Origin of the sequence: Citrobacter sp. On2M (assembly GCF_018035235.1) — a bacterium.
Taxonomy (GTDB): Bacteria; Pseudomonadota; Gammaproteobacteria; order Enterobacterales; family Enterobacteriaceae; genus Citrobacter; species Citrobacter meridianamericanus.
This window is the reverse complement of record NZ_WPCV01000005.1, coordinates 627,964-640,915: the sequence shown is the minus strand read 5'-3', so window position 1 is coordinate 640,915 and position 12,952 is coordinate 627,964. Positions and strand designations below refer to the sequence as shown.

General features: G+C 53.1%; 11 protein-coding genes. 5 read left to right on the top strand and 6 right to left on the bottom strand.

Annotated features, from left to right (window positions below; genetic code table 11):
• Nucleotides 1-188: 188 nt before the first annotated feature.
• Nucleotides 189-1,709, top strand: coding sequence for a PAS domain-containing methyl-accepting chemotaxis protein (locus On2M_RS20980; protein ID WP_210905419.1), 1,521 nt, complete (start codon nt 189-191; stop codon nt 1,707-1,709).
• A 52-nt stretch (nt 1,710-1,761) separates the two neighbouring features.
• On the opposite strand, the gene On2M_RS20975 is transcribed toward On2M_RS20980, so the two are convergent.
• Nucleotides 1,762-2,436 carry a PadR family transcriptional regulator gene (locus tag On2M_RS20975; RefSeq protein WP_210905418.1) on the bottom strand — a complete coding sequence of 225 codons (675 nt, stop codon included), beginning with the start codon at nt 2,434-2,436 and terminating at the stop codon, nt 1,762-1,764.
• A gap of 235 nt (nt 2,437-2,671) precedes the next feature.
• On the opposite strand from On2M_RS20975, the gene On2M_RS20970 reads away from it, so the two are divergent.
• The gene (locus On2M_RS20970) at nt 2,672-3,454 is read left to right on the top strand and encodes a siderophore-interacting protein (RefSeq protein ID WP_210905417.1); all 783 of its coding nucleotides are present in this window, start codon (nt 2,672-2,674) and stop codon (nt 3,452-3,454) included.
• Here On2M_RS20970 and On2M_RS20965 read toward each other — a convergent pair.
• Nucleotides 3,451-4,299 carry a helix-turn-helix transcriptional regulator gene (locus On2M_RS20965; RefSeq protein ID WP_210905416.1) on the bottom strand — a complete coding sequence of 283 codons (849 nt, stop codon included), beginning with the start codon at nt 4,297-4,299 and terminating at the stop codon, nt 3,451-3,453. The genes On2M_RS20970 and On2M_RS20965 overlap by 4 nt on opposite strands.
• Before the next feature lie 67 nt (nt 4,300-4,366).
• Between On2M_RS20965 and cfa the strand changes: the two genes are divergently transcribed.
• Entirely contained in the window at nt 4,367-5,521 is a 1,155-nt protein-coding gene (gene cfa / locus On2M_RS20960; protein WP_210905415.1) for a cyclopropane fatty acyl phospholipid synthase, read from the top strand.
• Between the two features lie 44 nt (nt 5,522-5,565).
• Here cfa and On2M_RS20955 read toward each other — a convergent pair whose 3' ends face one another.
• Nucleotides 5,566-7,224 (bottom strand): glycerone kinase, encoded by a 1,659-nt coding sequence (locus tag On2M_RS20955; protein WP_210905414.1) that lies wholly within the window; start codon nt 7,222-7,224, stop codon nt 5,566-5,568.
• 561 nt (nt 7,225-7,785) lie between these two features.
• On the opposite strand from On2M_RS20955, the gene On2M_RS20950 reads away from it, so the two are divergent.
• A complete protein-coding gene (locus tag On2M_RS20950; protein WP_210905413.1) occupies nt 7,786-8,883 on the top strand; it encodes a glycerol dehydrogenase in 1,098 nt (365 codons plus the stop codon).
• 91 nt (nt 8,884-8,974) lie between these two features.
• On the top strand, nt 8,975-10,900 hold the full coding sequence (gene dhaR / locus On2M_RS20945; protein ID WP_210905412.1) for a dihydroxyacetone kinase operon transcriptional regulator DhaR: 1,926 nt from the start codon (nt 8,975-8,977) through the stop codon (nt 10,898-10,900).
• Here dhaR and On2M_RS20940 read toward each other — a convergent pair.
• Genes On2M_RS20940 through dhaT form a run of 3 tightly spaced genes read right to left on the bottom strand, consistent with a single transcriptional unit; the run spans nt 10,878 to nt 12,942 of the window.
• The gene (locus tag On2M_RS20940; RefSeq protein WP_151217796.1) at nt 10,878-11,408 is read right to left on the bottom strand and encodes a cob(I)yrinic acid a,c-diamide adenosyltransferase; all 531 of its coding nucleotides are present in this window, start codon (nt 11,406-11,408) and stop codon (nt 10,878-10,880) included. The two genes, dhaR and On2M_RS20940, sit on opposite strands and share 23 nt — an antisense overlap.
• Entirely contained in the window at nt 11,409-11,762 is a 354-nt protein-coding gene (locus On2M_RS20935) for a glycerol dehydratase reactivase beta/small subunit family protein (RefSeq protein WP_151217795.1), read from the bottom strand. It abuts the gene before it with no gap.
• Nucleotides 11,763-11,778: 16 nt separating this feature from the next.
• The gene (gene dhaT, locus On2M_RS20930) at nt 11,779-12,942 is read right to left on the bottom strand and encodes a 1,3-propanediol dehydrogenase (protein ID WP_151217794.1); all 1,164 of its coding nucleotides are present in this window, start codon (nt 12,940-12,942) and stop codon (nt 11,779-11,781) included.
• Between the last annotated feature and the right edge of the window lie 10 nt (nt 12,943-12,952).

Sequence of the window (12,952 nt, the reverse complement as noted above, 5' to 3'; positions counted from 1 at the left end):
AGAAGTGCAATGGAATAGTTTCTGATTGAAAGTATTTTAAATCAATGGATTAGAATGCGTATAGATTTTGAGGTTTAATCGCAAATTGCGATCTAAATCAAATTTAACAACTAAAGATAAAAAAATTATCGCCGAAATAACATAAGCCGAAAGAGTTAACAACCAGATAACCTGCACAGGACGCAATCATGTCTTCTCATCCCTACGTTAGTCAGCAAAATACACCGCTGGATGATGATATCACCCTCATGTCGACCACCGATTTACAAAGCTATATTACCCATGCGAACGACACTTTCGTTCAGGTCAGCGGCTATCAACTGAATGAATTGCTCAATAAGCCGCACAATCTGGTTCGTCATCCGGACATGCCAAAAGCGGCGTTTGCGGATATGTGGTACACCCTGAAACAGGGCGAGCCATGGAGCGGGATTGTGAAAAACCGGCGTAAGAATGGCGATCACTACTGGGTGAGAGCCAATGCGGTGCCGATGGTGAGGGAAGGACATGTAACCGGGTATATGTCGATTCGTACCCGGGCAACTGACGAGGAAATTGCGACGGTAGAGCCTTTATATAAGGCGCTGAATGAAGGGCGTTGCAACCGACGTATCCATAAAGGACTGGTGGTACGTAAAGGCTGGCTGGGGAAGCTCCCGGCACTGCCGATTCGCTGGCGGGTGCGCAGTGTAATGGCGTTCATGTTTATTGTACTGGCGGCTGCGTTGCAACAAATGGGCGCGGAATTGCCGTTACTGCTGATGAGTGCGCTGGTAATGATGCTGGGAACGGCGATTTTTGAATGGCAGATTGTGCGCCCCATTGAGAATGTCGCTCGTCAGGCGTTGAAAGTGGCGACCGGTGAGCGAAACAGCGTGTCGCATCTTAACCGCAGTGATGAACTGGGTCTGATGCTTAGAGCGGTCGGGCAACTGGGGCTAATGTGCCGCTGGCTCATCCATGATGTCTCCAGCCAGGTGAGTTGTGTGCGCAGCGACAGCGAAACGCTGGCGAAAGGTAGCGATGATTTAAACAAACATACGCAGCAGACCGTTGAGAACGTGCAGGAAACGGTGGCGACCATGAACCAGATGGCGGCATCGGTGAAACAAAACTCACAGACTGCCGCCGCGGCAGATAAGCTCTCCATCGCCGCCAGCAGCGCGGCGACACACGGTGGTGAGGCGATGGATACCGTCATCAAAACCATGGACGACATCGCCAACAGCACCCAGCGGATTGGTACCATTACCACGCTGATTAACGATATTGCCTTCCAGACTAACATTCTGGCCCTGAACGCCGCCGTTGAAGCCGCACGGGCGGGTGAGCAGGGGAAAGGATTCGCCGTGGTGGCGGGAGAAGTGCGTCATCTTGCCAGCCGCAGCGCCAGTGCAGCCAATGATATCCGCAAGCTGATTGATGCCAGCGCCGATAAGGTGCAGTCCGGATCCGACCAGGTTCACGCCGCAGGGCGCACGATGGACGATATTGTGACGCAGGTGCAAAACGTGACTCAACTGATCGCCCAAATCAGCCACTCAACGCTGGAACAGTCGGATGGTCTTTCCAGCCTGACCCGCGCGGTGAATGAACTGAGCAACATTACGCAGAAAAACGCCGAACTGGTTGAAGAGAGCGCCCAAATTTCTGCGATGGTGAAACATCGCGCGGGGCGTCTGGAAGACGCAGTCACGGTTCTGCACTAAGAATCACAATGCAGGCGAAATCCAGGGGAATGGGTTTCGCCTGCTGAGCAGATTAATCCAGTTGGGTAATATCCAGCGCAGCGCGATCGATAATACCGATGATTTTTTTGATTTGCGCATCGCTGGTATCACCATGATTGACCCGTAGGTCCAGCACGGCTTTGAAGTTCTCCAGCGCGCGTTTCATCTGCGGGTTCTTGCGCAATTCAAAACCCACGCAGCGGGCTTTAATCCGTTCGTGGATATGGTCCAGATGCTCACGGTTTTCATCCAGCCACTGCTGGCCCAGGGTGGTGATCGCAATCTGTTTACGCCCACCTTCCTCATCGCTGATAGTGATCAGCTCCTGATCCTGCAAGAAGTCCAGCGTCGGATAAATAACGCCCGGGCTCGGGGTGTAGTTACCCTGAGTCAGGGTTTCAATCGCTTTTATCAGCTCATAGCCGTGGCTGGCGTCGCGGGTCAGGATATCCAGAATCACCAGGCGTAATTCTCCGTGACCGAAGAAGCGCTGGCGACGACCGCCGCCGCGACCGTGGCGGTGTCCGCAACCCTGTTCAGGGTGGTGTTCTTTGTTACAACCTTCATGGCGATGTTCTTCACCTTTGCAGCAGCCTGCGTGGTGCTCGTTGTGGCGGCCTTCATGGTGATGTCCTTCACCCTTGCAGCAGCCTTCGTGTTGGTGCTCTGTATGTTTGCAGCAACCTTCATGATGGTTTTGCATCATCGTCTCCTGATGTTGTTTAGATATATCTAATTTATATCTAAAAATAATGCTCTTGCAATATCATTAGTTTGGTTTTTTTTAATTTATTGATTTTCAGGTGTTTTTATTTGGTCTTTGAAGGTGATTAATCAGAGTGTGGCTATATCAAAAAAGTGCTTGCAATCCTTGTGATTAGCAATCATTATCATTTAAAAATAAATTTAGATATATCGTATTATCTTTTAAAGGCGAGAAAATGACAAAAAACACCTCACGCTACCCGCAGCGCGTTCGCAATGAATTGCGCTTCCGTGAACTTACCGTCCTGCGCGTTGAACGTGTTAGCGCGGGCTTTCAGCGCATCGTACTGGGCGGTGACGCTCTGGACGGTTTTAGCTCGCACGGCTTTGATGACCACACCAAGGTCTTTTTCCCGGAACCGGGCTGCCATTTTGTGCCGCCAGTAGTCACTGATGAGGGCATCGTCTGGGCCGACGGGGTGCGTCCGCTCTCCCGTGACTACACGCCGTTGTATGACGAAGCGCGCCATGAGCTGGCACTGGATTTTTATATTCATGACGGTGGAGTGGCGAGCACATGGGCGATGAATGCTGGCGTGGGTGACAAGCTGACGATCGGCGGACCGCGCGGTTCGTTGGTGGTGCCAGAAGATTATGCGTATCAGGTTTACGTCTGTGATGAATCGGGAATGCCTGCGCTGCGCCGACGGCTGGAGTCGCTCAGCCGCTTAGCGGTACGTCCAAACGTCACGGCGCTGGTCAGCGTGCAGGATGCAGCGTACCAGGATTATCTTGCCCATCTCGACGGATTTACTATTGAGTGGTTTATCGGCCATGACGCGCAGGTAGTGAATGAACGCTTATCGCGACTAACCGTGCCCACAGATGATTATTACATCTGGATCACTGGTGAAGGCAAGGTGGTAAAAAACCTGAGTGCTCGCTTTGAAACCGAGGCGTTTGACCCTCAACGGGTGCGTGCGGCAGCCTACTGGCATCAGCGTAAAGCGGCAGATTAATAACTAGACGGCGGCACGCCAAATGCCTGGCGGAAGGCATAACTAAATGCCGCGGTGCTTGAATACCCTACGTCGAGCGCCACGGCGGTCACGCTTTTATTTTTTTTCAGCATTAATACGGATTCCAGAATACGCATTTTTTGTTTCCAGACGCTGAAAGGCAATCCAGTTTCTTTTTTGAAATGGCGTGAAAAGGTTCGGGCAGACATACCCAGATGATGTGCCCAGTATTCAACCGAATGCTCCAGAGCGGGGGATTCTTGTATGGTTCGGCATATTTTGGTTAATTCGCGATCCTGCGGCCAGGGTAATACAAAAGCGACTTCCGGGAGTTGCAGAATAATGTCGACCAGCACGCTCACCAGTCTGCCCTCTTTGGAGCGGCTATCATAATGCCCCGAAACTAAATTGGTGGCGTAATGAATAAACTCTCTGGCGAAATCACTGATAGCGACCACTTTACATTCATTAATGCGCGCTTCAAGAAAGCCCGGTTTAATATCCAGGTTCTCTAAATACACATCATCCAGAGCCCAAACTGCATGCTCCGTATTATTGGGGATCCAGATGCCATAGTGCGCCGGGATTATCCAGCACTTGCCGGCAACATCAATACGCATACTGCCTTTGCGGGCGAAATGGAACTGCATAAAAGAGTGTGAATGCGGCGGAACATGGTGGTTGGCTTCTAATACATAGGAGCGAAAATACACGTCCTGCGGCAGTTCCGCCATGGAGTTATCCGGGAAGAAGTTCCACTGTTTTTGCGCGAGAGTTTCCATAAATAAATCGTCAATGCTCCCGGTGGTGTGGCCGCTGCTCGATAGATCTTGTCCGCAGATCATAATACATACACCCTGTTTTCCATAATAATCTTGCGTAAGAATTTTTAGCCCACTTTTGGTAAATACCATGAACTCGCTTTGTTCAGATGCTGTCATCGTCAATGAAACAAATGATAACTGGACCCGAATGGGAAAAGAGCTGCTTTCGCAAGCAGATATCAGGATTAATGGCTCCCGTCCCTGGGACATTCAACTTCATCATGCTGGTTTTTTTAAACGAGTATTGCAGCAAGGCTCGTTAGGGCTTGGTGAAAGCTATATGGAAGGCTGGTGGGACTGCGAGCGGCTCGATATTCTGTTCTGCAAAATCCTCAAAGCAAAACTTGACCAGCAGATGCCGGGTAATCTGAAAGATATTTTACGTATTGCCAGTGCGCGCCTGTTTAATTTGCAGTCGCGCAGCCGCGCGTGGATTGTCGGCAAAGAGCACTACGATATTGGTAACGATCTCTTTGCGTTGATGCTTGATCCGCATATGCAATATTCCTGCGGTTACTGGAAAGACGCGACCACATTAGACGATGCGCAAAATGCCAAATTAAAAATGATCTGTGAGAAGTTGCAACTTGAACCGGGTATGCGTTTACTCGACATCGGTTGTGGCTGGGGCGGGCTGGCCGAATATGCGGCGCGTCATTACGGTGTGGTGGTAGAAGGCGTTACTATCTCCAAAGAGCAGCAGAAAATGGCCCAGCAGCGCTGTGAAGGGCTGGACGTTAATATTCTGCTGCAGGACTATCGCGACCTTGATAAACACTACGATCGCATTGTTTCCGTGGGGATGTTTGAACATGTAGGGCCGAAAAATTACGACACCTATTTCAGCATCGCCGACCGTTGTTTAAAACCGGATGGGCTGTTCCTGTTACATACCATTGGTAGCAATAAAAAGGGGATGAGCGTCGATCCGTGGATCAATAAATACATTTTCCCGAACGGCTGCTTACCGGCGATCTCCCATATTGCTGAGGCCAGCGAATCACGGTTTGTGATGGAAGACTGGCATAATTTTGGCAGCGATTATGATAAAACGCTGATGGCATGGCACGAGCGTTTTAATCAGGCATGGCCGGAGCTGTCAGCACGTTATTCCGCCACCTTCAGAAGAATGTTTAATTACTATTTATGCGCCTGCGCCGGTGCTTTTCGCGCCAGAGATATCGAACTTTGGCAGGTGCTGTTTAGCCGCGGCGTGGAAGGTGGGATTCGCGTTTACCGTTAACGTTTTGCCTGATGACGCTTGTGTCATCAGGCATTGATTAAAACTTAGCTCACCATCTCCTCCGCCAGGGCTTTAAACACCATCGCTACGGCGTGCGCGCCGGGGTCCATATTGCCGAGCAGGCTTTCGCTGTTCAGATAAGATGCGCGCCCCGCATTGGCTTTACTCGACAGACAGGTTCGTTCGGCACCCGCTTGCGCAGCGTCGAATGCGGCCTGCATATTTTGTGGCTGTGCGAGCAGCGACGTCAGGGCCGGCTGCAGTGCATCAATCATGGTGCGATCGCCTTCATCAGCGCCGCCGTAGAACTTCATCTGCGCCAGACCCGTATTCAGCGCCTCGGCAACGTTAGCGCCCTGTTCGAGTTTCTGTCCGGCGGCGGTAAAGAAGATCGACATCAGCACACCGCTGGAACCGCCCATCACCACGGTCAGACGTTCGCCAATCAGCGCGAACAACGTGGCAAGGTTATCCAGCGGTAGCTGCTGGCGATGCAACAGGCTGGCAATCTCACGCGCGCCGGCGGCAAAGGTCGAACCGGTATCGCCATCGCCAACTTTGGCATCCAGCGCATTCAGATGTGTCTCCAGACCGGAAAGAGTTGCGGTGACAAGTTCCACAATCCCGGCTACCAGGGTGTTTTCCGAAGGCTGAAACTCCACGCGCGCACTGCGCTGAGATGACGGTACGCAACTGATTTCTCGTGGTGGGATCGGGGTTGGCCAGTTACTGGTTTCCACCTCTGTGAGTAGCGCTTTTTCGATGCTTTCTTCGAGCACGATGGCCGTAAGTGAAAAACCTTTCATATCCAGCGCGGTGACCAGCGAAGCTGGGCCAATCAACCAGTCGATACGCGGATGCAGTGGGCTGCTGATCAGTTCGCGGGTAATGATGGCCATTTCGGCCACGGACACGCCGCCAAGATTGTTAATCATCACTGCCAGACGACCGGTTTCAGGCAGGACCGCCAGCAGTTTATCCACCATCAAATTCACCACCTGCGCACTGTTCTGGGTGTCGATAACCGATGCGCCTGGTTCGCCGTGAATGCCCATGCCCAGTTCCGCGTGGCCCAGATGATGACGCGGGGCGGCGTCGGCTTCTTGCGGCAGATGGCAGCTGGAAAGGGCGACGCCCAGGCTGAAAGTGTTGTTGGCTGCGTACTGCGCTTCACGCAGGACGGTGGCGAGGTTGTAGCCGCGTTCGGCGAAATAGCCTGCGATTTTATGCACCAGGATGGTTCCCGCAATGCCACGCGGGTGTTTGTTATCCGGCAGAGAGATGTCGTCGCCGACAATCAGCATTTCAACGTTATAGCCAAGGCGACGTGCTTTCTCGGCGGCGAGACCGAAATTAAGGCGGTCACCGGTGTAGTTTTTCACGATCAACAGACAGCCAGCCTCACCGGTCACCGCCTGAATAGCGGTCAGTACCGCATCTACGCTCGGAGAGGCGAACACATCTCCGCAGACCGCAGCGGTGAGCATCCCTTTACCGATAAAACCAACGTGCGCGGGTTCGTGTCCTGAACCGCCGCCAGAAATGACCGCCACATTATTTTTGTTGAGGTCACGACGGATCACGATGCGGATGGCTGGATCGCTTTCCAGACGCGCAAGGTTATTCCACGGGCTGGCGATAATCGTGCCGTCGATGACGTCGCTTACGAGATGGGTACGGTGGTTAAAAAAGAATTGAGACATAACGACTCCTCGAGGTTGAGTGAAAGACAAACCCCCGAATGTGTAACCATGGTGCGGAGGCGATGGAGAGATTCTGGCGAACTCAGCGTGGAAAAAAACAACGCTAAAATGAGTTTCATTACGGAACGTCATCGTTATTTTTTGTTTCGAAATGAAACTTAAAAAGTTAGGGAATCATCGCAATGCGAGCTTGCTCGACTTTTTTTCCTGCCAAAAGTACAGGTCATACGGTGTAGTCGGCCTTTTTTTGTCGGTTTTAAATGCAGCGAAGTGAGTAAAAGGGAAAGTGGGATTGGTGATTGCCGGAGATTTGGCGGGAAATGAACGGATCGGGATCGCAAACCTTATCATTTTTGTGGATAAGCGTTCCAATCTGGAACGTTCGTGGTTTTTATCTGTTTCATATCAGAACAAAAAGACGAAAGATTTTTTTGTGTACGCCTCGCCATACAGTTATTGCATCGCTCCGGTACCTCCCGTTTTCGCCGTCAGCATTCGGCCTAACAGGTTAACGCCAGGGCTCACCATGTAAAAACATGTACTTATTTGAGGATGAAAGGAATGCTAAAAGTTATTCAATCTCCAGCCAAATATCTCCAGGGTCCTGACGCTTCCACCTTATTTGGTCAATATGCTAAAAATCTGGCGGACTGCTTTTTCGTGATTGCGGATGACTTCGTGATGAAGCTGGCGGGAGAGAAAGTACTCAACGGTCTGCACAGCCACGATATTAGCTGTCATGCGGAACGCTTCAACGGGGAATGCAGCCATGTCGAAATTAATCGCCTGATTGCCATTCTGAAACAGCACGGTTGCCGTGGCGTGGTTGGGATTGGCGGTGGAAAAACGCTGGATACCGCTAAAGCGATTGGTTACTACCAGAAGCTGCCGGTGGTGGTGATCCCGACTATTGCGTCTACCGATGCGCCAACCAGCGCGCTGTCCGTTATCTACACCGAAGCTGGTGAGTTTGAAGAGTATCTGATCTACCCGAAAAATCCGGATATGGTGGTGATGGATACCGCAATCATTGCCAAAGCGCCGGTCCGTCTGCTGGTGGCCGGGATGGGTGATGCGCTGTCGACCTGGTTTGAAGCGAAAGCCTGTTATGACGCCAGAGCGACCAGCATGGCGGGCGGACAGTCCACTGTGGCGGCGCTGAGCCTGGCGCGCCTGTGCTATGATACCCTGCTGGCGGAAGGCGAAAAGGCACGCTTTGCCGCGCAGGCTGGCGTGGTGACCGACGCGCTGGAACGTATTGTCGAAGCGAACACTTACCTCAGCGGCATCGGCTTTGAAAGCAGCGGTCTTGCGGGAGCGCATGCTATTCATAACGGATTTACAATTCTGGAAGAGTGCCACCATTTGTATCACGGTGAGAAAGTCGCCTTTGGTACGCTGGCGCAGTTGGTGCTGCAAAACAGCCCGATGGAAGAGATCGAAACCGTACTGAATTTCTGTCAGAAAGTCGGTCTGCCGGTAACGTTAGCGGAAATGGGCGTGAAAGATGACATCGACGGCAAGATTATGGCCGTGGCCAAAGCGACCTGCGCAGAAGGTGAAACCATACACAATATGCCGTTCCCGGTGACGCCTGAAAGCGTTCATGCCGCTATTCTGACGGCAGACCTGCTGGGACAGCAGTGGCTGGCGCGTTAATCAGTCGTCGGTAAGTTTTTATCCGACATCTTCTCCCCCTCTGACAGTCTCTGCCGGAGGGGTTGTCTATGGTAAAACAGCGGAAAGGGATATGACGGCGCACACGCATAGCATCGGGAAGGAAGTCTCTTCGGTTCTTGCCCAGTCATGGCATCGTTGCAGCAAGTTTATGCAGCGGGAAACCTGGCAGGCACCGCATCAGGCGCAGGGGCTGACCTTTGAGTCGATTTGTCGTCGCAAGACGGCGCTGCTGACGATTGCCCAGGCCGCGCTGGAAGATGCCTGGGAATTTATGGACGGCCGTCCGTGCGCGCTGCTGATTCTGGATGAGTCGGCCTGTATTCTCAGCCGTTGCGGCGATCCGCAGACGGTGGAACAACTGGCGGAGCTCGGGTTTCGCGACGGCAGTTACTGTGCGGAAAGCATTATTGGCAGCTGTGCGCTGTCGCTGGCGACGATGCCGGGGCAGCCGACAAAAACCTCTGGCGATCAGCACTTTAAGCAGGCGTTGCATCCGTGGTCGTTCTGCTCGACGCCGGTATTCGATAACCATGGTCGACTGTTTGGCTCCATCTCGCTGTGCTGTCTGGTAGAGCATGAGTGCGTTTCTGATTTATCCCTGACGCTGGCGATTGCCAGAGAAGTCGGTAACTCTTTACTGACCGACAGTCTGCTGGCTGAATCCAATCGTCATCTGAACCAAATGTACGGACTGCTGGAAAGCATGGATGATGGCGTGATGGCCTGGAACGAACAGGGCGTATTGCAGTTCCTCAATGCGCGAGCGGCGCTGCTTTTGCATCTCGACGCGCAGGCCAGTCAGGGGAAAAATATTAACGACCTGCTCAATCTGCCCATGCTGCTGCGTCGGGCGATCAAACATGCCCGCGGCCTGAATCACGTCGAAGTCACCTTTGAAAGTCAGCATCAGTTTGTTGATGCCGTCATTACCCTGAAGCCGATTGTTGAAGAGCAGGGCAACAGCTTTATTCTGTTGCTGCATCCGGTTGAACAAATGCGTCAACTGATGACCAGCCAGCTCGGCAAGGTGAGCCATACCTTTGAGCAGATGTCGACAGACGATCCGGAAACCCGGCGCTTGATCCATTTCGGTCGTCAGGCAGCGCGGGGGAGCTTCCCGATTCTGCTGTGTGGGGAAGAGGGGGTCGGTAAAGAGTTGTTGAGCCAGGCTATTCACAATGAAAGCGAACGCGCCAGCGGGCCGTATATCGCCGTGAACTGCCAGCTGTATGCCAACAGCGTGCTGGGTCAGGATTTTATGGGCAGCGCGCCTACCGATGATGAGAACGGTCGGTTGAGTCGTCTTGAACTGGCCAATGGCGGCACCCTGTTTCTGGAAAAAATTGAGTATTTAGCGCCGGAGCTGCAATCCGCGCTGCTACAGGTGATTAAGCAGGGGGTTTTAACCCGCCTGGATGCCCGGCGGCTGATTCCGGTGGATGTGAAAGTGATTGCCACCACCACGGTCGATCTCGCTAATCTGGTGGAACAAAACCGTTTTAGCCGTCAGCTGTATTATGCGCTGCACTCTTTTGAGATAGTCATCCCACCGCTGCGGGCGCGGCGCAGTAGTATTCCCTCGCTGATTTTTACGCGGCTGAATAGCCTGAAAAAACGCTTTTCAACCAGCCTGAAGATTGACGACGACGCGCTGGCGCAACTGGTGGCCTATTCGTGGCCGGGCAATGACTTTGAGCTGAACAGTATTATCGAAAATATCGCCATCAGCAGTGAAAACGGTCATATTCGGCTGAGCAATCTACCGGATTATCTGTTTGCCGAACGCCCTGGTCTGGAGACGGCATCTTCACTGCTGCCAGCCAGCCTGACATTTACCGCCATCGAAAAAGAGGCGATTATCCACGCCGCCCGCGTCACTAGCGGGCGCGTGCAGGAGATGTCGCAGCTGCTGAATATTGGTCGCACCACCCTGTGGCGCAAGATGAAGCAGTACGACATCGATGCCAGTCAGTTTAAGCGCAAACATCTGGAGTAGTTTCTTCGATTCTGGCCATCGAAAACAACACATCCGACAGTCGGTTGATGTAACGTTTGGCCTCATCGCGTAACGTCAGGGTTCTGTCCATCGCGATCAGGATCCGCTCCAGCCGACGCACCAGGGTTCGCGCAACGTGTAGCTGTGCCGAGGCCAGATTTTTCCCCGGAATAACAAACGCTTTGAGCGGGCCGCTTTGCGCCATATTACGGTCAATAAGCTGCTCCAGCGCCTGAGTATCCTCTTCACCAATACGCTGCTTTAAGCGGGTAAGTCCTTGCTCATCACTGGCGAGCTCTGCTCCAAGTACAAACAGCATCTTCTGTATGGCGTGCAGTTCCTGGCGTAGCTCGGCCTGACGCGTGCTGGCATAGCAGACGCCAAGCTGGGAAATCAGTTCATCCACGGTGCCGTAGGCGTCAACGCGGATGTCGTCTTTGTCGATGCGGCTGCCGCCATATAGCGCAGTGGTGCCTTTATCGCCGGTTCGGGTGTAGATGCGGTACATTTATGTTATCTCGCTGAAAGGAAGCACTTTAACCAGTTGACCGGCATTGGCGCCGAGCACGCGGATCCGGACAGCCCCGGCGCAGATATGCCCGCAGACCAGCGCCCGATCCTCGGGCAACTGGGCATGGGTTAAGGCAATATCACCCGCGTTATTGAGGCCGAGCCCCACGCGTAGCGTCGAACTTTTGGCCGCCAGTTGGCCCAGCGCCAGCGCGCAGTCATGATCGTCGCAACAGATTGCCCGGTAAGGAACGCCTTGCTCTTCCAGTCCCCAACACAGCTCATCAAGCACGTGAGTATCCTGCCAGCGTGAGTGATAAAACAGATGTACGGCCGGTGATGAAAGTGACATGGCGTCCCCTGCGTTATCAGAATGCCTGACGGAAGATCCCGGCAATTTCTTTCTCGTTCCCTTTGCGTGGGTTGGAGAAGGCATTGCCGTCCTTCAGCGCCATTTCCGCCATATAGGGGAAATCGGCTTCTTTGACGCCCAGATCGCGCAGATGCTGCGGAATGCCGATGTCAGCAGAGAGGCGAGCGATGGCGTGAATCGCCAGTTCGGCCGCATCCATGGTTGAGAGTCCGTTAGTGTTTTCGCCCATAAACTCTGCGATGTCGGCAAATTTTTCCGGGTTAGCGATCAGGTTATAGCGTGCCACGTGCGGCAGCAGTACGGCATTCGCTACGCCGTGCGGCATGTCGTACAGACCGCCAAGTTGATGCGCCATCGCATGAACGTAGCCGAGGTTGGCGTTGTTGAAGGCCATGCCCGCCAGCAGCGAAGCGTAGGCCATATTCTCACGTGCTTTCAGATTGCTGCCCAGCGCCACGGCCTGCCGTAAATTACGGGCGATCAGGCGGATCGCCTGGATAGCGGCGGCGTCGGTGACCGGGTTGGCATCTTTGGAAATATAGGCTTCCACGGCGTGGGTCAGGGCGTCCATCCCGGTCGCCGCGGTCAGTGGTGCGGGTTTGCCGAGCATCAGCAACGGATCGTTAATGGAGACTGACGGCAGGTTGCGCCAGCTGACAATCACAAACTTCACTTTGGTTTTGGTATTGGTCAGCACGCAGTGGCGGGTAACTTCGCTGGCGGTACCGGCAGTGGTATTCACCGCGACAATCGGCGGCAGTGGATTGGTCAGGGTTTCAATCCCGGCATAGCTGTAGAGATCGCCTTCGTGGGTCGCCGCGATACCGATACCTTTACCGCAGTCATGTGGGCTACCGCCGCCGACGGTAACGATGATATCGCAATGCTCTTTGCGAAAGACTTCCAGACCGTCGCGCACGTTGGTATCTTTGGGGTTAGGTTCAACGCCGTCAAAAACCACCACCTCAATACCGGCTTCACGCAGATGGGCGAGAGTTTTATCTACCGCGCCGTCTTTAATCGCTCGCAGACCTTTATCAGTCACCAGCAGCGCTTTTTTACCACCCAACAATTTGCAGCGCTCGCCGACAACGGAAATAGCATTCGGGCCAAAGAAGTTCACATTTGGCACCAGGTAATCAAACATACGATAGCTCATAATATACCTT

Coding starts and splice junctions, on each gene's coding strand:
- On2M_RS20955 (WP_210905414.1), bottom strand. CDS start 7,224: ATGTCTCAATTCTTTTTTAACCACCGTACCCATCTCGTAAGCGACGTC.
- On2M_RS20950 (WP_210905413.1), top strand. CDS start 7,786: ATGCTAAAAGTTATTCAATCTCCAGCCAAATATCTCCAGGGTCCTGAC.
- On2M_RS20965 (WP_210905416.1), bottom strand. CDS start 4,299: ATGATCTGCGGACAAGATCTATCGAGCAGCGGCCACACCACCGGGAGC.
- On2M_RS20940 (WP_151217796.1), bottom strand. CDS start 11,408: ATGTACCGCATCTACACCCGAACCGGCGATAAAGGCACCACTGCGCTA.
- On2M_RS20975 (WP_210905418.1), bottom strand. CDS start 2,436: ATGATGCAAAACCATCATGAAGGTTGCTGCAAACATACAGAGCACCAA.
- cfa (WP_210905415.1), top strand. CDS start 4,367: ATGAACTCGCTTTGTTCAGATGCTGTCATCGTCAATGAAACAAATGAT.
- On2M_RS20970 (WP_210905417.1), top strand. CDS start 2,672: ATGACAAAAAACACCTCACGCTACCCGCAGCGCGTTCGCAATGAATTG.
- On2M_RS20980 (WP_210905419.1), top strand. CDS start 189: ATGTCTTCTCATCCCTACGTTAGTCAGCAAAATACACCGCTGGATGAT.
- dhaT (WP_151217794.1), bottom strand. CDS start 12,942: ATGAGCTATCGTATGTTTGATTACCTGGTGCCAAATGTGAACTTCTTT.
- On2M_RS20935 (WP_151217795.1), bottom strand. CDS start 11,762: ATGTCACTTTCATCACCGGCCGTACATCTGTTTTATCACTCACGCTGG.
- dhaR (WP_210905412.1), top strand. CDS start 8,975: ATGACGGCGCACACGCATAGCATCGGGAAGGAAGTCTCTTCGGTTCTT.